Source organism: Clostridium sp. FP1, from assembly GCF_011065975.2.
Lineage (GTDB): Bacteria > Bacillota > Clostridia > Clostridiales > Clostridiaceae > Clostridium_AD > Clostridium_AD tagluense.
This window is the reverse complement of record NZ_JAAMNJ020000001.1, coordinates 2909489-2928292: the sequence shown is the minus strand read 5'-3', so window position 1 is coordinate 2928292 and position 18804 is coordinate 2909489. Positions and strand designations below refer to the sequence as shown.

The following is an 18804-nucleotide window of genomic DNA, read 5'->3' as shown; positions in this document are numbered from 1 at the left end:
GTAAAATAATATTATTATTGACAGGAGTTAAGCTAAAAGATTATAATCAGGGTAAATAATTTGCAACCGATTGCATAAAATGGCGTAGCACTTAACTATAATTGTGATTCATTTATATGAAACTAATATATTAATGTAATTCATATAATGTCTAACACTTATTCAAGCGAGCCTTGCACAATATTACATTTAATAATATAATCAACATAGAATATTTTTATAAATTAGGAAGTGAAGTTTTCATGTCGGTAACTATAAGAGAAGTAGCAAAGCTTGCAAATGTATCACCCTCCACAGTTTCAAGAGTAATTGCAGATAATCCTAAAATTAGTGATGTAACAAAGCAAAAAGTTTATAAAGCAATGAAGGAAATGAATTATCATCCTAATGCCATAGCTAGGAGCCTAGTTAGTAAAACAACAAAGACTATAGGACTTATTTTACCTAACACGGATGAAGATTTATTTGTTAACCCATTTTTCATTCAAATTATGAGAGGCATAAGCCATTATGCGCAAAAAAAAGGATATTATATTATGTATACTTACAGTAGTAATGAAGATCAAGAAGTAGAGTATATAGCAAGTTTAATGAACAGTAGAAGAGTTGATGGCATTATTTTACCAGTAGTAAGGAAAAATGACAAATGCATTGCTTATTTAAAAGAAGCTGATTATCCTTTTGTAGTAATAGGTAAACCTGAAGATACAGAAGGGCTTTTATGGGTTGATAATGATAACTTTCACGCCATGTACAGTGTTGTTAATTATCTAATACAAAAGGGTGAAAGAAAAATTGCATTTATAGGAGGTTCACCTACACTTAATGTAACTATAAATAGGTTAGAAGGTTATAGGAAAGCTATGGAGAATATTGGCGTAAAAATAGATGAAAATATGATACAAGTAGCAGAATTTACAGAAACTAGTGGTTATGATGCTATGAAAAGAATTTTGGAGAACTCAAGTCCTACAGCTGTTGTTACCACTGATGATTTAATAGCATTTGGTGCCTCAAAAGCTATAAACGAGATGTCGCAAGAGCACATTTCAATTGTTGGGTTTAATAATACTCCATTGACTGCCTACAGGAATCCTGCTCTATCTTCAGTTGATATTAATTCTGAAGAATTAGGTTATTTTGCAGTTAAGCTATTAATAAACAAATTAGAGAATGAGAAAGAATATATAACCAATTATATCATTGATACAAAATTAGTTGAAAGAGAATCAACTAAATAACTCTAGACTTCTGGGGTTATTTTTTAAATATATACATATTATTTAGAATATAGTTCTTTTATTATTTTTTAAGGAGAGAGATTAACTAATGGAAAATGTATTAGAAAACATAGAATTCACTTACGATGGAAACGATTTAGGTGCAGTTTATACTCCTCAGTATACAATCTTTAAGGTTTGGGCACCTACTGTGGAAAAAATCACAGTAGTCCTGTATGAAACTTTTAGTGATAACCTGGGACAAAGACATGTCATGACTAAAGGACAAAAAGGCGTTTGGGAACTTAATCTTCAGGGCGATTTTAAAAATAAATATTATAATTATTTAGTATTAAATAATGGTGTCGAAAAAGAAACACCGGATATCTATACTAAAGGATGCAGTGCCAATGGTAAAAAAGGGATGATTGTTGATTTTAGTTCTATAAATCCCGTGAATTGGGAAAATCATTTAAGAGCATTACCGATTAATAGAACCCAGGCAATAATATATGAAATTCATATTAGGGATTTTTCAGTATGGGGGGACTCAGGAATTAAAAATAAAGGTCAATATTTGGGTTTTGCTGAGAAAGATACTAAAACCCCTGAGGGTATTGTTACAGGACTTGCCCATCTTATAGATTTAGGAATAACTCATGTTCATTTAATGCCTGTTTATGATTTTGCAAGTGTGGATGAAACTGTGGGTGGATATAACTGGGGATATGATCCTTATCTATATAATGTTCCAGAGGGCTCTTATGCTTCGAATTCAAATGATGGCACAATGCGAATTAGAGAATTTAAGACTATGATTCAAGCTTTGCATGAAAATGGTATTAGTGTAGTTATGGATGTTGTATATAATCACTCTGTTGCTATTGATAATTCACCAATGGATATTTTGGTTCCGGGATATTATTATAGAAGTGAGAACGGAAACTATACTAATGGTTCAGGGTGCGGAAATGAAATAGCCTCAGAAAAATTAATGGTAAGAAAATTTATAGTAGATAGTATTATGTTTTGGGCCAGCGAATACAAGATAGATGGATTTAGATTTGATTTAATGGCTCTACATGATATTGATACAATGAAAGAAGTAGTCAGGCAAGCAAAAATTATTAATCCGAATATTATTATCTACGGCGAGCCATGGACAGGTGGAGAATCATCATTAGACCTGTCAAAACAAGTAAGAAAAGGAAGCCAAAGGGGTCTGCAAGTATCTTTATTTAATGATGATATGAGAAATGCAATAAAGGGAGATAATGACGGCAACTGGGCAGGCTTTGTAAATGGTGGAGGTGGTCTAGAGTCAGAAATTAAGAAAGGTATTGTTGGTGGCATTAGATATAGCAACGAAATATGTAATTTTGCGCAAGAACCTGGAGAATCAATAAACTATGTAAGTTCACATGACAATTTATGCTTATATGATAAATTTGAAAAAAGCAATCCTAATAATACTCCTTTAGAAAGAGAAAAAATGAATAGATTGGCACTAGCTATAATCCTTACTTGTCAAGGCGTGCCTTTTATTCAAGGAGGAACAGAAATACTAAGGACCAAACAAGGAGACCACAATAGCTATAATTCTGGTGACGCTGTGAATGAAATAGGCTGGAGTAGAAAAGCTGAATACATGGAAACTTATGAATATATTAAGGGGTTAATCTCTTTAAGAAAAAGCCAAAAGGTTATGACCTTAGACAATGATTATGAGGTAATAAAATCCTTGGTATTCCTTGAATCACCTTATAATTCTGTGGCATACCAACTAACTTCAAACTTCAAAGAGGATTTTAGTAAATTAATTATAATTCATAATTCTAATAACGGAGAAATAAAAATAGTGTTACCAGATTCTAATGAATGGAAAGTTTTAGCCAATGAATATGAAGTGGATAAAACAGGCGTAAGCAAGGGAACAAAAACTTGTATTAATGAAGTAAGTATACCTTCCATTTCTACCTATATATTATGTAGATAATGATTAATCAAGAATTTTTTGGAGTAGAGTGTACCTAAAGTGACAATATATAGAAATGGAAAAACCTGCAATCACAAGATTTGCAGGTTTTTTTGCTTTATTCAAATTCATATTGTAAATTATTAATTGCTTTGATATAATACCAAACTCTAAGGCTCTATTTCAATATAAGCTATTGCCTTTTTGTTAAACAAGTATTTCTTACCCATTGTATTAACCTCATGAGGTCTGGAGTTTTCAAAATTGTAAAACCAGCTTTTAAATAAATCAGCTTCGGATTGTTTTAAATCAAGTAATTCTTTGTCACCACTAATAAAAGAAATCGTTAACATTTTTATGCCCTCCCTATAAGTAAGTATTCTATACTTAGACATATTCTATACTAAAGAGAAATTTCCTCTATTTGTAGTAATATTTATTTAAATTATTTATTATAAAAATTAAACACCTAAATTTTTACAAATAATTTTATAGAAAAAAAAGAAACCTTCACTAGACTGGGACAGTGATAGATTTGCTTTTTTATTGTTAGTCTAAACATTCTAAACATTCATCAATTACTTCTTCTGTAATTTCAAATAATTCGTCTTTTTTCATATAAATACCTCCTTACTGGTATACAAGGTCACAAAACAACTAATAACTGTTTTGCCCTTTAATTTAATCATAAATCTTGCTATAACAAATTGTGTTATGTTATAAGCGTTATCAGTACATTATTCAACAAAATTTTTAATAAGGGATTCATTAAGAGATTTTAAAATGAAGAGGGTAAGAATTGAAATTTTAAAATTCATGTCTTCTCTTGTTAAGGGTTTTAATGATCCGTTTTTTTTACTACGTATTGGGGAGTAGTTTATAGTTTTAAAAAATTCCTTGTTTCTACTAGGTAACTTTATTATTATATATTATTTTAATCCAAAATGCAAGTACAATTTTAAAATAAAATGCAAAAGCCAATTTACTATTAGAAATTTACAATAGTAAATTGGCTTTTAACTTTAAACCATTACTTGTTATTTTGATATAATAGCTTGCACTCTACCTACCTGGCCATCTTCTAGCATAACCTTTATCCCCCTATGATGCACAGCAGAGTTGGTTAAAAGCCTCTTTACTACACCTCTTGTTAGTGTATTAGTTCGTTGGTCTTTTTTTAAAACAACGTCTACAGTAATTCCTATAGGTATATTATTTCTTATTTGTCCTCTATTATCATTTGGTGTAATCATGTGCTTTTAGTCTCCTTCAATAAAATTACTTTAAAGCATAAACTTAATTATCCATAAAGTTTATGCTTTATATATAAACAATACTCTAATTATCATTGTCTTGTCAAAAAAATTAGCAAAGGCTATAAGAATAAAATATATTTATATGGAAAATATAATGTAGAAAATATTTTTTTGAAAAGGAGAAATTGGAATGCACGAATTTTTGCCATTTATACCTGCTCATCTTATATCATCTATCTCTATTATAATTGGTGCTATTTTAGGCGGAATTTTCAGTTGGTTTATAGCCAAAAATTCTACTTGCAAATCAATTGAAACACAAAGTAAAATTGAAAAAACCAAAAGAGAATATCAAGAGCAAGATAAAGAGCTTAAACTCAATGAGTATGCCACTATTATTCAATTAGACATATGTACTTCCTTATTTCAAAGTTTAAGAATGTTAAAAGAATTTGATGGTAATAATAAAACTAGTATTTATCCTGTACCTATGAACTTTAATTATGCTGAGGCTATTGTAGCTTTAACTAAAATCTTTAATTTAAAAGAAATGAGCTATATCTATCAGTTATATGGAATTATAGAAAAATTGAAAAATGATACAAATGGGTATCATTTTGATGATAGGCATTATACTTTAATAAAAGAAGATTGTGAGATGTTTATTAAAAAACTTTATGCAACCAATTTCTCAAAAGCATTAGACTTTGATATGGATAAAGTAAGTTATGAAGAGTTATTTGATAATGAAATTATAAAAGTGGAATATAAAAATGTATTAATTAAGTTAGGCAGCATTGTGGCAAGGATAGGATAAAGGTATTTGAGAAGGTAAATCATCATTTTTATAAAATAAGTACTGTTACATTTAAATATTATATTGAAATCTTGAGTGAATTAAGATAAACTGATTAGTAGGGAAAACAACAAGTTGAGTTTGTGTAGTGAATAAAAATATAGAAAATAAAAATGTATAAATTATAAACTTAAACATAAATTCTATAGTATCTAACATACTTTGATTTGCTACAAAAGGAGGAAAAATTTATGTCAAGTAATAATATTGAAATGATGAAAAAGATTATTGAGGAAAAGAAAAAGAAAAGTTCTGAGCAAGGTGGAATTTCAAGACCAGATAAGGTAATTGGAAAACAAAAAAAAGCAGCAAGAAGCACTAAAAAAACTGGCGGTTTATTCGATAGATAGAAATATATTAATAATAGTTAAAATAGATAAGTCTCTCATTTAGAGGTACAATTTCTAAATGTAATAAGTGCTAGAGACTCTAGCACTTATTACTACTTTAATCCAGTCCAATAATAGTACAATCTTTTTCTAAAACATCTCTGGCTTCTAAATAGTTACATAATTTAATAAATTCTTCTATTTTGTTAATATTGCATAAATTTCTCAGATCAATAACAATACCAGTACTTCTATGCTTAATAAATTCCATGTTGTATATTTCGGTTTCTATAAAACCTTTTTTCCAATGATAGACACAGGCACAATAATCATCCCAGTTTTTTTCAAAATACTTTACTTTTGCATAACAAAGTCTATAAATCTGGAATATTATGCCTAAAGTTGAAGCTTTTTTAGTAAATTTATAGCTAAAATATTCCTGAGTAGGGTACTTATCTTTGACTCTTTGCCAATACAAATTTTCATTACATATAAGGCAATATTTATCTAGTACTTTGCTCTTTTCTTCTCCTAATTCACTCTTTAAACAGTTATCTCTAGTTTCTTGAGTGCTTGTTTTTAGAATTTCGTAATCCAAATAAATCACTCCCTCATAACTCTATTAGTTAGTAAAACCTACCATATAAATTAACAATTTTAGTAGTTACAAATATAGGATATACCTTGTTAAACAGATAGTCCAATATTTATATACAATAGATATTGATGCAACTATTATAATTTTTATAAAACTATCACTTTATTATTAAATTATGAAACATTACGTATTATACTATCGTCTAATAGATAAAGAATATTTATAAAATTGGAGGTAAAATTTATGAAGAGTAAAATAATAGTTGGGCTAATATTGACTATGTCATTTACTTTTACATCACTGCCTGTTTCTGCATTAAATTCAAATGTAATAAGTGATGTTCCTAAACAAAGTATTACAGTTAATAAAATAAACTTTGAAGTAATAAGTGAAAAAGATTCCCCACAGATTCTAATGGAAATGGTTAATAAAAATAAAGATACAAAAGGCTTTGTTTTTACCGTAGATGATTCAACTGGTTATATTTACATTGCAGTAATGAGCGGTACTAAACCTACGGGTGGATATTCTATTGAAGTTAAAGGGATTGAAGATAATGAAGGGAAAACTAATGTATTTGTTAAAGAATTAATTCCAACAAAAGAAACGATGGTAACACAAGTTACAACCCAGCCTTATACAATTGTAAAGGCAATAGGCATAACACCAAATATAACCGTTAAAAACCAAAAAGACGAAAATTTTAATAATCTTACCATGGAAAAAGTACAGCCTCCTATAGGGATTGATTCTATGAGGGGAATTCTTAAAAAAATCGAAACTATAGACAAAAACACCTATGTTACTATTTTAGATGAAAAAGGTAACTATCAATATTATTATTCATCAAATCCTAAAATAGTTAAGGATCTAAAGGTTTCGGATAGTGTATTTATTAAATATGTTCTAGGTACTCCTTTAAAATATAAAGATACTATGGCAATGCCCTTAAATCATATTGCTCTAAACAGTCTTCCATCAAATATTCAAAACAAAAATTGGAAGGAATTTAAAAATTTTACTAACGTATTAGAAGACAAAGAATGGACAATTAAATTTAATATAAGTATTAAAGATTTAAATTTTAATGGAGATACAGTATATGTTTTAGATAGTTTAGGAAATAAAGTGGATGTTGAATTAAGTGTAAGTTATGATAAGAAGTATGGGAAAGTTACACCACTTATAAAGTATAAATCTTCGGAAACCTATTATCTATTTGTATCAAAAAATATTGCAGCTGAATGGCAAAATAAATCTACTATTGAAGGTTATAGAATGATGTTTACGATAAGAGATATAGTGACAGTAGAATAATCTAAAGATAATAAATTGACTATTTTTAATAAAAATTATATAATAAGTTAATTATTTATTAAATTTATCTTGAAGGACTTTAGACTCAGGTCTAAGGTCCTTCTTATTGATAAAAAAACATTACTGATATTATAATAAACTTTAAGCCAAATGTAATTGATTAAATGGGAAAAAGAGGTGTATAATTATGATTTTTTCGTCAAAGAATAAAAAATTCAAGATTATTGCAATATCTATTGTACTAGCAATAACGCTATCTGCTTGTTCTAAAAAAGTTACAAAGCCAGTAGAACCAATTTCTAGTACTGAGTTTTTAATGGGAACTGTGTGTACAATTAAAATCTATGATAAATCTTCTACTAAAGTACTAGATAGTGCTTTCAAAAGAATTCGTGAAATTGAAGATAAAATGAGCATCAATAAAGAGGCTAGTGAGGTTATAGATATAAATAATGCAGCCGGAGAAAAGCCAATTAAAATTTCTGATGGAACCGTTGAGGTTCTTAAAGAAGGTTTGAAATTTGCAGGATTAACAGGTGGAAAAATGGATATAACTGTAGGCCCCCTTGTAAAATTATGGGGAATAGGTACTGATGCAGCAAGGGTGCCTTCAAAAGGTGAAATTCAAGAAAAAAAAGCACTGATAAATTATAAAAACTTAATATTAGATGAAAAAAATAAAACAGCATTTCTTAAAAATAAAGGTATGATAATAGATTTAGGGGCTATAGCTAAGGGATATACTGCTGATGAAGTATCAAAGGTTTTAAAAGACAATGGCGTAGAACATGCTATTATAAACCTTGGGGGTAACGTATTTGCTATGGGTAAAAATATTACTGGAACTCCTTGGAAAATAGGAATTCAAGATCCTTTTACGCAAAGAGGTGATATTATCGGAATGATCCAAGTAGAAAATAAATCCATTGTTACTTCGGGTATTTATGAAAGATATTTTGAGAAAGATGGTAAGAAATATCACCATATTTTAAGTACTAGCACAGGATATCCTTGTGATAATTCTATAGCAGGAGTGTCCATAGTAAGTGAAAAATCAATTGATGGAGATGCTCTTTCTACTAGTGTGTTTTCATTGGGATTAGAAGACGGTATGAAATTCATAAATACCATGCCTGGAGTAGAAGGTATTTTTATAACTAAGGATAAGCAGGTATACACTACCGCCGGGTTAAAAGATAAATTCAAAATCACAAATGCAGAATTCACATTAAAAAATTAGAAAAAAACATACTATAAATTCCATTACACTTTTCAAAGACAAACTCTTCTTAAATATGCTATAATATTCTAATGTATTAGAGGGGTGATTTTATGAGTAGTATTGCAGGAGAAGGTTGTGAAATAAGAGTTCCATTTAATGAAAGAAAACCAATAGCTGAAATAGAACGTAGTCTTATTACAACCTATAGAAAAAATATTTGGTCAAAATTCACTAAAGCTATAGTGGATTATAAGTTAGTTTGCCAGGGTGATAAAATCGCTGTGGCTATCTCTGGCGGTAAGGATAGTCTAATAATGGCTAAATTATTTCAAGAGTTACAACATTACGGCGGTGTTAATTTTGAATTAGAGTTTATTGCAATGGATCCTGGTTATCATGAAAATATAAAAGAATTATTAATTGATAATTGTAAGCACTTAAATATCCCGGTGAAAATATTTGAATCAAGTGTTTTCCATATAATTGATAACATAGCAAAAGATTATCCTTGTTATATGTGCGCTAAAATGCGTCGTGGAGCTTTATATGCAAAGGCAGAAGAGCTAGGTTGCAATAAACTTGCCCTTGGACACCATTTTAATGATGTTGTTGAAACTACTATGTTAAATATTCTTTATTCAGGAAACTTTAAGACTATGCTTCCAAAATTAAAAGCACAAAATTTTAAGGGAATGGAATTGATTCGTCCTCTTTATTATATTGAAGAACAATATATTGAAGATTTCACTCAAAACAGTGGTATTTGGCCACTTAATTGTGCCTGCATGGTTGCAGCTAAAAAGATAGGAAACAAGCGCCATGAAATTAAAGCTTTAGTTAAAGATTTAAAGAAAAATTTTAGTGATGTTGATAAATCTATTTTTAGAGCTGCACAAAATGTAAATATGGATTCTATTTTAGGTTGGCAAAAAAGCGGAGAAAATTATTCGTATTTAGATTTTTATGATAAAGATGAAGAATAATAAACAGCAGTGGAACAATTATTAAGTTCTACTGCTGTTTATTATTAAATTGAAATATATTTTTTCGTTTATGTATATCTTAGAAAAATTCAAGAAATGCTTTAGAAAGAGTTTATAACAGTATTGTATAATATAAATATTAGGGTGGGTTTAGAAAAATAAAATTTAAGGAGTATTATCTGTACTAAATAAATACAAGATAGATAATAAGTAATAGATTTTATCTATATTCAGAAGCATATAAGGAGGACTAATGATGAAAAAGAAAACAGTAATTTATGCATTAATTGTAGTAGGTATTTTAAGTGGTGTTTTTCTAATAAGTGAAAAAAAGAAGGCTAGTAAAATTGTAACTGTAAAAACTTCAATAGCTGCGGTAGGCGAACTTAAATCTTATATATCTACCACCGCAAAAGTGAATTCAAAGAGTAGTAAAGAATATTTTGGTCTTCAATCTAAAATTAGAAAAGTTAATGTATCAGTAGGAGACAAGGTTAAAATAGGTGATATCCTAGTAACTTATGATACTATAGATTTAGCTTCCACAGTTAGTCAAGCTCAAATTCAATATGATAATGCATTACTTGCTAAAAAAGATTTGTATAATCAAAATGATGATATTAAAAATAAAATTGCAAATTTGTCTAAAGAAATTGCAACATTAGAAAAAAGCACAAATCCAACGGACAAAGTAAAATTGGAAAGTTTAAAACAACAAAAGAGTGCCTTATCGCCCTTTTCCTCGGAGAAGTTAAAGCAAACAGATAATTCTGTAAAGCTAGCAGAATTATCCTTGAATTCGGCTAAGCAAAAGCTAGTAGAAAATAAAAGCACGATTATATCTACGAATGCCGGAGTTGTAACAACCCTTACGGCTATAGAAGGTGCCATAGGGAATGGTATGGAAGCCGTGGTAGTAGTTCAAGATATAGAGAACTTAAAAGCAATCGCCTCACTTGGAAAATATGATGCAAGTAAAGTTAAAATTGGTCAAGAAGTAATAATTAAAAATGGAGAAAAAACCTATAAAGGTAGTGTTTCATTTATAGACCCCGCAGCGACTAAAACAGTGGGGGTAACCGGAAGTGAAACAACCTTAGCAGTAGAAATATCTATTCTAGATAAAGCTCCAGATTTAAAGATAGATTTTGATGTAGACATAGACATATTAGTAGGTAAAGCTGCAAACGCTGTTAAAATACCTTCAGAATCATTAAAGGTAGAAAAAGGTGGTAAAAGTTTAGTATATGTTGTTGAAAAAAATATAGTGCATGAAAGACAGGTAACTATTGGATTCCAGTCAGATACTGAAGTTCAAATAAATAAAGGGGTAAAAAAAGATGAAAAAGTTATATTGAATCCTTCAACTTCAATTGTGGGAGGCATAATTGTAAAAGAGGCAAAGAATTAAAGTAAAAGACAATTGTTTTGTACCCAGGGAATACAAGGAGGAATATAAATGTTAGAGGTAAAAAACCTTATAAAAATATACAAAACTGGAGATCTTGAATTCACAGCCCTTAAAAATATTAGTCTTAAAATTGAAAAGGGAGAGTTTACATCAATAATGGGGGCTTCTGGCTCTGGGAAATCTACTTTGATGAATATACTTGGCTGTCTCGATAAAATGAATAGTGGTAAGTATATTTTAAATGGACGTGATATTTCAATTCTCAGCGGTGATGAACTTGCCTATATAAGAAATAAAGAAATAGGATTTGTATTCCAGTCATTTAATCTTATTCCAAGAATTAGCTTGCTTGACAATGTTCAGCTTCCTATGATGTACGCGGGTATACCTGCGAGGGAGCGTAAAGAGAAAGCTCTTTATGCACTTGAAAAAGTAGGGCTATCAGATAGAGCACGTCATTTGCCAAATCAAATATCAGGAGGACAAAAGCAAAGAGCTGCTATCGCAAGGGCCATAGTTAATTCTCCAGCGGTGATCATGGCCGATGAGCCTACTGGGAACCTTGATTCTAAATCTTCAGAAGATATAATGAAGATATTTGAAGATTTAAATAATGAAGGAGCTACAATCCTTATGGTAACCCATGAAACTGATATTGCAGAGCATACAAATAGAATAATAAGGTTTAGAGACGGTGAAATTGTATCCGATTCTATTGTTAAGCATAGAATCCTTTTATAGAGGGAGTGAAAGTATGAATATATTTGAAAGTGTAAAAACAGCATTAGAAAGTATAAAGGCTAATAAAATGCGATCTTTCCTTACCATGCTTGGAATAATAATTGGTATAAGTTCAGTTATAACAATTGTATCTCTTGGTCAAGGAGGTCAAAAAGCTATCACAGGTGAATTCGAAAAATTGGGGGCCTCTTCACTTACAGTTAAAGTAAGTGGAGAAAATCCTCAATCAACAGATTATATAACCTTAGAGGATGTTAAACAGATAAAACAAAAAATTGAGAGTATTAAATATGCAAGTCCTGCCTTTCAACTTCAAGGTACTGTTTTTTCTGATAAGAAAAGTAAAAACGCTTTTATGAGGGGAGGCTCTCCAGATCTTGCATATATAAATAACACAGAAATTATTTTTGGAAGATATTTTAATGAAAAGGAATATGAGCAAGCAGCCACAGTAGGCATAATTGACGAAGCTGATGCAATTACATTGTTTGGTTATTCTGATGTAGTAGGTCAAAGTATAAAAATAGGTCAAAATGCATTAATGAAAAAGATGACTATTATAGGTGTTGAAAAAGGAATATCCTCTCCTTTTGGAAAAGGCGGAAATTCTGGTAAACCTATTATAATAACGGCACCAGTAACCTTCTTAAGTACCCTACAGTCCAAGGAATTTAAAATAAGTTCAATAACAGTAGTTGCAGATTCACAAGATAATAGTGAATCCGTAGGAAATGGGACAATAAAAATGTTAGAATCAAGACACAATAACCGCGGCAAGGAAATATATTCAGCAGACAATGCACTCGCAGTTCTTGAGCAAATTAACAGTGTCCTTGGAATATTCACAGCTTTTATAAGCGCAGTTGCAGCTATATCTCTACTGGTTGGTGGTATTGGTGTAATGAACATAATGCTTGTGTCAGTGACTGAAAGAACAAGGGAGATAGGCATAAGAAAAGCAGTAGGAGCAACAACTAAAATAATACTAATGCAGTTTTTAATAGAGTCAGTTATTCTATCCTTAATAGGAGGTATAATGGGAATGATTTTAGGCATTGTTGGAGCTGAAATAATAGGAAGTTTTACAGGAATAACGCCAGTGATATCTTTGGCATCCATAGTTGGTTCTATTTTATTCTCTTCAGCAGTAGGTGTTTTTTTTGGTATCTATCCAGCTAAAAAAGCAGCAGAATTAGATCCAATTGATGCCCTCAGATATGAGTAAAATTAAAATAGTGCCTGTGAGGGCACTATTTTTCATTTTCTTTTAATTCTTCTATCAGAAATTTATCAAAATAAATTTCTTCTATAAAATTATTTTCATCAAAACTAGTTTTATGTCTTTTATTATATTCATTAACATTTGATTTTAGCCAGTAAGGTGTTGATATATCAAATTTATAACATAACTCTGTTATGCACGCTTTTAAATTTTCTTGATAACTGTCTTGGATTTCCGATACTGACACTTCATCTTCAATAATTCTATTATCATAAATTAATTTCCCCCAAATTTTTAACATCTTTGCCTCCTCGTTTTGAAAATATAATTTTATTGTGAAATATTTTTTATTAGTCATAAGTCTATCATAAATAATAATTAAAGTCATGAAATATATTTGAAAGGTTGATTTATTATATATTGCATGTTTTTAACCCTTTTCGGAAACAATACAAATTGATTATTTTATAAATATACAGGAGGAATAAAAACACATGGTAAATTTAAGTACAATCCATTATGCATATATAATCATCATTGTAATAATTATTGTGATAATTACACTTAAAAAGGATGTTATACTTCCATGTGTTTTAGGCATTGGGATAATAGGGTATATTTTTACAGGTGATGTTTTAGAAGCTCTGCAGATTATATATAAGGCGATAGTTGTATCTGGAAAAGAATTTATTGAAGTAGTTGTCCTTATTGCATTAGTTAATGCAATGTCTAGTGCCTTAACTGACATTGGTTCAGATGAGATAATTATAAAACCTTTGAAGAAATTAATGATAAACAAAACTATGTCTTTTTTTGTTCTAGGTATAACTATGACTATGGTTTCATTGTTTATTTGGCCAACACCTGCTGTGGTTTTTATAGGTGCTTTAATGGTACCTGTAGCAGTAAAATCTGGAGTACCTCCTGTATGGGCTGCGGTAGTTTTATGTATATTTGGCAATGGAGTTGCCTTATCTAGCGATTTCATTCTTCAAGTAGCACCATCCATAACGGCCAAGACTGCGAATTTGGCAAGTCCATTAGGAATTATTAAAGATTGTATTCCCTTTTGGGGGGTAATGAGTATAGTTACTATAACTACAGCATTTATACTTATGAGAAAAGACAAAAGTACAGAAATTGTGGTTAATGATAAAATAACTGAAACTAAAGGATTAGTGCAAAAACAGTCCATTGGACCAAAAGTCATAGCAATAGCTACTCCTTTAGCATTTATAATAGATATAATATTCATAACCAGATTAGGCTTAATAGGCTCAGAATCTACAGCTTTAATAGGTGGAACAGCCGCAATAATAATGATAATTTCATCTATAGTTCATACTGATATTAAAACATCCTTAGGCGAGGTTACTAAATATGTTAAAAGTGGTTTTACTTTTGGCATAAGTATATTTGCACCAATTATTATTATCGGTGCTTTCTTTTTTCTAGGAAGTGAAAATACAGCAACTGCTATTCTGGGTAATGGTGCTAGTGGTATTTTAACTGATATAGGAATATATGCAGCCAGTAAGGTGCCCCTATCCAAATATTCTGTGATAGGTATACAAACAGCAGTAAGCACACTTCTTGGGCTTAGTGGTTCAGGTTTTGCGGGCCTTCCTCTTGTTGGAACTTTAGCTAACACCTTTTCAACCGCCATTGTTATAGACAAAGAAAAGGTGGCAGCCTTTGGTCAAATCATCACTATTTGGATAGGTGGTGGAACTATAATTCCTTGGAGCGTGGTTGCCGCAGCAGGAATATGTAAGGTTGAAGCCTATGAGGTAGCTAGGAAAAATTTTATACCTGTTACTTTTGGAATAGTAGCAACAGTTATAATGGCTATAATAATATTATAGTTGTTTTTTTAGGGTGTCTTAATAATTAATTGAAATCAATGCTATAATTAATGGTAGCATAAAACACACACAAATACATTTTAAGGAGATTAAACAAATGAATATTCAATGTTTTGGAACCAAAAAGTGTTTTGATACACAAAAAACAGAACGATATTTTAAGGAAAGAACTATAAAATATCAATTCATAGATTTAAATATTAAAGGACTGAGCAAGGGTGAACTGCAAAGTGTAAAAAAATCCATAGGTTTAAATAACTTAATTAACACAAAATCAAAGGATTATAAAAAATTAAATTTAGATCAAATTAGAGGAGAGGAAACTAAAGAAGATATTCTGTTGAAAAACCCACAACTTTTTAAGACTCCTATAGTAAGGAATGGTAAAGAAGCCACAGTGGGTTATGTACCAGAGATATGGACAACCTGGGAATAGTAATACATATTACTTTGAATTTAGATATTTTGACAACCTAGGAATTAATTGCTTTGCTAGGATTATAGCTATAATTGATTTTATAATATCCCCAGGTATAAATGGTATGCAAGCATATTTAAGAGCTGCATAAAAATTTATGCTTTTTCCTAAGTAGTTTGTAAAAATAAAATAAAAGTAAGGTACCCCTATAATATAGATTACAAAACTTCCTGAAACAACAGAAAATATTATTTTAGAAAGAGACTTGTTTTTTTCTGTAAGCTTGCCAATTACATAAGCTGCAACAATAAAAGACAATAGAAATCCAAAGGTAGGGCTAACTACAGCAGTTAGCCCTCCAGTTCCAGATGCGAAAATAGGCACTCCAATCAAGCCTAAAATAACATAGTTAATTTGAGATAGTGCACCGAGCTTAGCACCTAATATAAGTCCAGATAAAACAACAAAAAGAGTTTGAAGTGTTACAGGAATTGGGCCTATCGGCATTGAAATAAAGCCTCCCACTGCTGTTAGTGATGTAAATAATGCAGTAATTATTAAATCTCTTGTAGATAATTTCAAAATAAATTCCTCCTTAAAAAGTTATAAATTAACCTAATACTAATATCTATCTAGGTAGATATGTTATGCTAGACATTGTAAACCTTAATATTGAATAAGGTTTACAAATATATTATCATGGATTATTTCCAAAGTCAAACAAAGTATAGCTAGCTTTATATATTATACTTTTTTAAATATGCTATAATTAACTTCCTAAGGAATTTGCATTACAAATGTTTATTTCAGAAGTTTATTATTGAATAGGAGGGTTTAAAATTGTCTTTAACTAGTTTCTTTCAATTTATTGAGATTAAAACAAAATTGGCCAGTATGATACCATTTATATTGGGAACACTTTATTCACTATATCGGTATAAAAGCTTTAATTCTAAAAATTTTATTATTATGAGTATATCTCTATTAGCATTTGATATGGCGACAACAGCCATTAACAATTATATTGATTACAAGAAAGCTTTAAAAAGTCAGGAAAATAAAAATGAAATTCCTGGATATGGTTTCAGTGAATCTACAGCCTTAACTATAATTTTCATTTTGCTTTTAATAGCAATTTCTTTTGGAATTTTATTAACTTTAAATACTAATGTAATTGTTCTCTTAATTGGAGTTATTTCATTTTTAGCGGGAATATTATATACCTATGGGCCTATTCCAATTTCACGTACCCCTTTTGGCGAAATATTTTCAGGAGTATTCATGGGCTTTATAATTTTATTTTTATCGCTATATATTCATATATTTGATAAAAATATAGTTTCTTTCATGTATGCTAATAATATGTTAACCTTAAGCCTAAACCTAGTGGAAGTATTTTATATCTTCTTGATTTCCATACCTACAATGTGCGGAATAGCAAACATAATGCTTGCTAATAACATTTGTGATGTTAAAGAGGATATATTAAATAATAGATACACATTGCCACACTATTTAGGTGTAAAAAATGCATTAAAGCTATTTAAAATCTTATATTATATTGGGTACCTAGACATTATAATTTTAGTTATATTGAAAATTTGTCCAGCCATTTCTTTGCTGGTAATTTTGACTATAATACCATTGAATAAAAATATAAAAATATTCTACCAAAATCCCATTAAAAGTAAAACCTTTGTTTATTCCGTTAAAAACTTTGCGCTAATTAACATAGTTCACATTTTATCAGTTTCAATAGCGCTTATATTGAATTTTCATTAAATAATTGCCTGCGGTACTGCAATATTAAGTATAAAGTAACCATCTTAAATAAAAACTATCCATATTGGATGAATTTATTTAAGGTGGTTATTTTAACTTTAACAATTGAAATAAAAAAAATGAATTAGTTATTGACAAAGATTATTTAAACGTATACAATATGTTTAACCGGTTCAGTTAATCGGTTAAGTAAATAAGAGGTGATGTAGTATATGAGTAAAATATGCATACTTGGAAGTCTAAATCTAGATATAGTATTAAAAGTAGAAAACATGCCTAAGATTGGTGAAACTATTTTTGCAAAAAGTTTAACAACTATGCCTGGAGGAAAAGGAGCAAATCAAGCAGTTGCTTCTAGACGGATGGGTTCAGAAGTTTACATGATAGGCAAGGTTGGCTTAGATAGCAATGGTGAATTTTTGGTTGGCAAGCTTGAAAACGATGGCATAAATACCGACTACGTTTTTAAAGATAATAAAGAAACTACGGGCACAGCTATAATTAATGTTAACTGTGAAGGTAATAATTCAATAGTTGTAGTAGCTGGTGCTAATATGAGTATTAATATAGATGAGATAAAGCAAAGCTATTCAATTATAAAGGCTTGTGATGCAATAGTAGCACAATTTGAAACGCCTAGTGAGATTACAATCGCTGCTTTCAATTATGCAAGATCTCAAGGAATTATAACAATACTAAACCCAGCTCCAGCAAAAAAAATAGATGAGAATTTATTGAAATGTACAGATATAATAATTCCTAATGAAACAGAAGCCTGTGAACTTACAGGAATTTTAGTTGAAGACTTAGAAAGTGCTAAAAAAGCTGCTGCAAATTTCATAAAAATGGGAGTGAATTACGTAATAATAACTCTAGGTTCAAAAGGTGCAGCATTAATAACTAAAGAAAAGGCAGAATTAATTCCAGCAATTTTGGTTAATGCTATTGATACAACGGCTGCAGGTGATAGTTTTATTGGGGCAGTAGCAAGTAAATTAGGGTCTGAAGAATTAAACTATGAAAATCTTAAAAAGGCTATAGTTTTTGCTAATAAAGTTTCTTCAATAGTAGTTCAAAGATCAGGAGCACAACCCTCAATACCAAGCTATAAAGAGGTAATAGATATTTACGGTGAAGTGTACAATTAATAATTGGACTTCCCGTATAATTATGCATCAAGGAATTACAAGAAGGAGGTATAGTCATGAGAAAAACTGCATTACTAAATTCACAAATATCTGAAGTAATATCTAAAATGGGACACACTGATACCTTAGCTATAGGGGACTGCGGTCTACCAATACCAGATGGAACTAAAAGAATAGATATTGCATTAATTAAAAATATACCAGGCTTTCTTGAAACTTTAACATCTATACTAACAGAACTTCAGATAGAGGAAGTAATAGTTGCTAAAGAGACCTTTGAAGTTAGTCCTCAATTATTTAATGATATAAAAATAGCAGTTGGAGATGTAAAAATTACATTTATAACTCACGAAGAACTAAAATCTCAGTTAAAAGAGTGTAAAGCAGTAGTAAGAACAGGTGAACAAACACCCTATGCAAATGTAATACTAAAATCAGGAGTTGTATTCTAACTATAGTTC

At 29.9% G+C, this 18804-nt stretch carries 20 protein-coding genes; 15 read left to right on the top strand and 5 right to left on the bottom strand.

What is annotated here, in order from left to right:
• Positions 1 to 242: 242 nt before the first annotated feature.
• Positions 243 to 1241, top strand: a complete 999-nt coding sequence (locus G9F70_RS14145; RefSeq protein WP_164943598.1) for a LacI family DNA-binding transcriptional regulator — start codon at positions 243 to 245, stop codon at positions 1239 to 1241.
• Positions 1242 to 1329: 88 nt separating this feature from the next.
• Complete coding sequence (gene pulA, locus G9F70_RS14140) at positions 1330 to 3216, top strand: type I pullulanase (RefSeq protein WP_164943597.1); 1887 nt, start codon at positions 1330 to 1332, stop codon at positions 3214 to 3216.
• A 149-nt stretch (positions 3217 to 3365) separates the two neighbouring features.
• Here pulA and G9F70_RS14135 read toward each other — a convergent pair whose 3' ends face one another.
• The gene (locus G9F70_RS14135) at positions 3366 to 3548 is read right to left on the bottom strand and encodes a hypothetical protein (protein WP_125001750.1); all 183 of its coding nucleotides are present in this window, start codon (positions 3546 to 3548) and stop codon (positions 3366 to 3368) included.
• Positions 3549 to 4232: 684 nt separating this feature from the next.
• Positions 4233 to 4448: a YwbE family protein gene (locus G9F70_RS14130; protein ID WP_164943596.1), complete on the bottom strand. Its 216-nt coding sequence runs from the start codon at positions 4446 to 4448 to the stop codon at positions 4233 to 4235.
• Positions 4449 to 4641: 193 nt separating this feature from the next.
• Here G9F70_RS14130 and G9F70_RS14125 point away from each other — a divergent pair, with 193 nt between their 5' ends.
• Both G9F70_RS14125 and G9F70_RS14120 read left to right on the top strand, forming a co-directional pair.
• Positions 4642 to 5268: a hypothetical protein gene (locus tag G9F70_RS14125; protein WP_164943595.1), complete on the top strand. Its 627-nt coding sequence runs from the start codon at positions 4642 to 4644 to the stop codon at positions 5266 to 5268.
• 230 nt (positions 5269 to 5498) lie between these two features.
• Positions 5499 to 5657 (top strand): hypothetical protein, encoded by a 159-nt coding sequence (locus tag G9F70_RS14120; RefSeq protein WP_164943594.1) that lies wholly within the window; start codon positions 5499 to 5501, stop codon positions 5655 to 5657.
• Positions 5658 to 5754: 97 nt separating this feature from the next.
• Here the strand turns inward: G9F70_RS14120 and G9F70_RS14115 are convergent, their stop codons facing one another.
• Positions 5755 to 6243 (bottom strand): hypothetical protein, encoded by a 489-nt coding sequence (locus G9F70_RS14115; RefSeq protein ID WP_318010995.1) that lies wholly within the window; start codon positions 6241 to 6243, stop codon positions 5755 to 5757.
• A gap of 234 nt (positions 6244 to 6477) precedes the next feature.
• On the opposite strand from G9F70_RS14115, the gene G9F70_RS14110 reads away from it, so the two are divergent.
• From G9F70_RS14110 to G9F70_RS14085, 6 genes are all read left to right on the top strand, one after another.
• Positions 6478 to 7551, top strand: coding sequence for a protease complex subunit PrcB family protein (locus G9F70_RS14110; protein WP_164943592.1), 1074 nt, complete (start codon positions 6478 to 6480; stop codon positions 7549 to 7551).
• A 187-nt stretch (positions 7552 to 7738) separates the two neighbouring features.
• Complete coding sequence (locus tag G9F70_RS14105; RefSeq protein ID WP_164943591.1) at positions 7739 to 8791, top strand: FAD:protein FMN transferase; 1053 nt, start codon at positions 7739 to 7741, stop codon at positions 8789 to 8791.
• Between the two features lie 92 nt (positions 8792 to 8883).
• Positions 8884 to 9756 (top strand): tRNA 2-thiocytidine biosynthesis TtcA family protein, encoded by an 873-nt coding sequence (locus tag G9F70_RS14100; protein ID WP_164943590.1) that lies wholly within the window; start codon positions 8884 to 8886, stop codon positions 9754 to 9756.
• A 253-nt stretch (positions 9757 to 10009) separates the two neighbouring features.
• Positions 10010 to 11167 carry an efflux RND transporter periplasmic adaptor subunit gene (locus tag G9F70_RS14095; protein ID WP_224617582.1) on the top strand — a complete coding sequence of 386 codons (1158 nt, stop codon included), beginning with the start codon at positions 10010 to 10012 and terminating at the stop codon, positions 11165 to 11167.
• A gap of 48 nt (positions 11168 to 11215) precedes the next feature.
• Positions 11216 to 11908 (top strand): ABC transporter ATP-binding protein, encoded by a 693-nt coding sequence (locus G9F70_RS14090; protein WP_164943588.1) that lies wholly within the window; start codon positions 11216 to 11218, stop codon positions 11906 to 11908.
• Positions 11909 to 11921: 13 nt separating this feature from the next.
• Positions 11922 to 13133, top strand: coding sequence for an ABC transporter permease (locus tag G9F70_RS14085; RefSeq protein WP_164943587.1), 1212 nt, complete (start codon positions 11922 to 11924; stop codon positions 13131 to 13133).
• A 25-nt stretch (positions 13134 to 13158) separates the two neighbouring features.
• Here the strand turns inward: G9F70_RS14085 and G9F70_RS14080 are convergent, their stop codons facing one another.
• Complete coding sequence (locus tag G9F70_RS14080) at positions 13159 to 13431, bottom strand: hypothetical protein (RefSeq protein ID WP_164943586.1); 273 nt, start codon at positions 13429 to 13431, stop codon at positions 13159 to 13161.
• Between the two features lie 193 nt (positions 13432 to 13624).
• On the opposite strand from G9F70_RS14080, the gene G9F70_RS14075 reads away from it, so the two are divergent.
• Positions 13625 to 14995, top strand: coding sequence for a TRAP transporter large permease subunit (locus G9F70_RS14075; protein WP_164943585.1), 1371 nt, complete (start codon positions 13625 to 13627; stop codon positions 14993 to 14995).
• Between the two features lie 97 nt (positions 14996 to 15092).
• On the top strand, positions 15093 to 15431 hold the full coding sequence (locus G9F70_RS14070; protein WP_125001784.1) for an arsenate reductase family protein: 339 nt from the start codon (positions 15093 to 15095) through the stop codon (positions 15429 to 15431).
• 9 nt (positions 15432 to 15440) lie between these two features.
• On the opposite strand, the gene G9F70_RS14065 is transcribed toward G9F70_RS14070, so the two are convergent.
• Entirely contained in the window at positions 15441 to 15995 is a 555-nt protein-coding gene (locus G9F70_RS14065) for a biotin transporter BioY (protein WP_164943584.1), read from the bottom strand.
• 258 nt (positions 15996 to 16253) lie between these two features.
• Here G9F70_RS14065 and menA point away from each other — a divergent pair, with 258 nt between their 5' ends.
• The 3 genes from menA (at position 16254) to rbsD (ending at position 18795) form a co-directional block, all read left to right on the top strand.
• Entirely contained in the window at positions 16254 to 17195 is a 942-nt protein-coding gene (gene menA / locus G9F70_RS14060; RefSeq protein ID WP_164943583.1) for a 1,4-dihydroxy-2-naphthoate polyprenyltransferase, read from the top strand.
• A gap of 212 nt (positions 17196 to 17407) precedes the next feature.
• Entirely contained in the window at positions 17408 to 18343 is a 936-nt protein-coding gene (rbsK, locus tag G9F70_RS14055) for a ribokinase (RefSeq protein WP_164943582.1), read from the top strand.
• A gap of 56 nt (positions 18344 to 18399) precedes the next feature.
• The gene (gene rbsD, locus G9F70_RS14050) at positions 18400 to 18795 is read left to right on the top strand and encodes a D-ribose pyranase (RefSeq protein ID WP_125001796.1); all 396 of its coding nucleotides are present in this window, start codon (positions 18400 to 18402) and stop codon (positions 18793 to 18795) included.
• Positions 18796 to 18804: the final 9 nt, after the last annotated feature.

Bases quoted from the DNA above. Each gene is read 5' to 3' on its own strand.
- G9F70_RS14110 (WP_164943592.1), top strand. From the start codon at position 6,478: ATGAAGAGTAAAATAATAGTTGGGCTAATATTGACTATGTCATTTACT.
- G9F70_RS14075 (WP_164943585.1), top strand. From the start codon at position 13,625: ATGGTAAATTTAAGTACAATCCATTATGCATATATAATCATCATTGTA.
- G9F70_RS14085 (WP_164943587.1), top strand. From the start codon at position 11,922: ATGAATATATTTGAAAGTGTAAAAACAGCATTAGAAAGTATAAAGGCT.
- G9F70_RS14130 (WP_164943596.1), bottom strand. From the start codon at position 4,448: ATGATTACACCAAATGATAATAGAGGACAAATAAGAAATAATATACCT.
- G9F70_RS14135 (WP_125001750.1), bottom strand. From the start codon at position 3,548: ATGTTAACGATTTCTTTTATTAGTGGTGACAAAGAATTACTTGATTTA.
- G9F70_RS14080 (WP_164943586.1), bottom strand. From the start codon at position 13,431: ATGTTAAAAATTTGGGGGAAATTAATTTATGATAATAGAATTATTGAA.
- G9F70_RS14100 (WP_164943590.1), top strand. From the start codon at position 8,884: ATGAGTAGTATTGCAGGAGAAGGTTGTGAAATAAGAGTTCCATTTAAT.
- G9F70_RS14090 (WP_164943588.1), top strand. From the start codon at position 11,216: ATGTTAGAGGTAAAAAACCTTATAAAAATATACAAAACTGGAGATCTT.
- G9F70_RS14120 (WP_164943594.1), top strand. From the start codon at position 5,499: ATGTCAAGTAATAATATTGAAATGATGAAAAAGATTATTGAGGAAAAG.
- G9F70_RS14070 (WP_125001784.1), top strand. From the start codon at position 15,093: ATGAATATTCAATGTTTTGGAACCAAAAAGTGTTTTGATACACAAAAA.
- G9F70_RS14145 (WP_164943598.1), top strand. From the start codon at position 243: ATGTCGGTAACTATAAGAGAAGTAGCAAAGCTTGCAAATGTATCACCC.
- G9F70_RS14125 (WP_164943595.1), top strand. From the start codon at position 4,642: ATGCACGAATTTTTGCCATTTATACCTGCTCATCTTATATCATCTATC.
- G9F70_RS14105 (WP_164943591.1), top strand. From the start codon at position 7,739: ATGATTTTTTCGTCAAAGAATAAAAAATTCAAGATTATTGCAATATCT.
- G9F70_RS14095 (WP_224617582.1), top strand. From the start codon at position 10,010: ATGATGAAAAAGAAAACAGTAATTTATGCATTAATTGTAGTAGGTATT.
- pulA (WP_164943597.1), top strand. From the start codon at position 1,330: ATGGAAAATGTATTAGAAAACATAGAATTCACTTACGATGGAAACGAT.
- rbsD (WP_125001796.1), top strand. From the start codon at position 18,400: ATGAGAAAAACTGCATTACTAAATTCACAAATATCTGAAGTAATATCT.
- rbsK (WP_164943582.1), top strand. From the start codon at position 17,408: ATGAGTAAAATATGCATACTTGGAAGTCTAAATCTAGATATAGTATTA.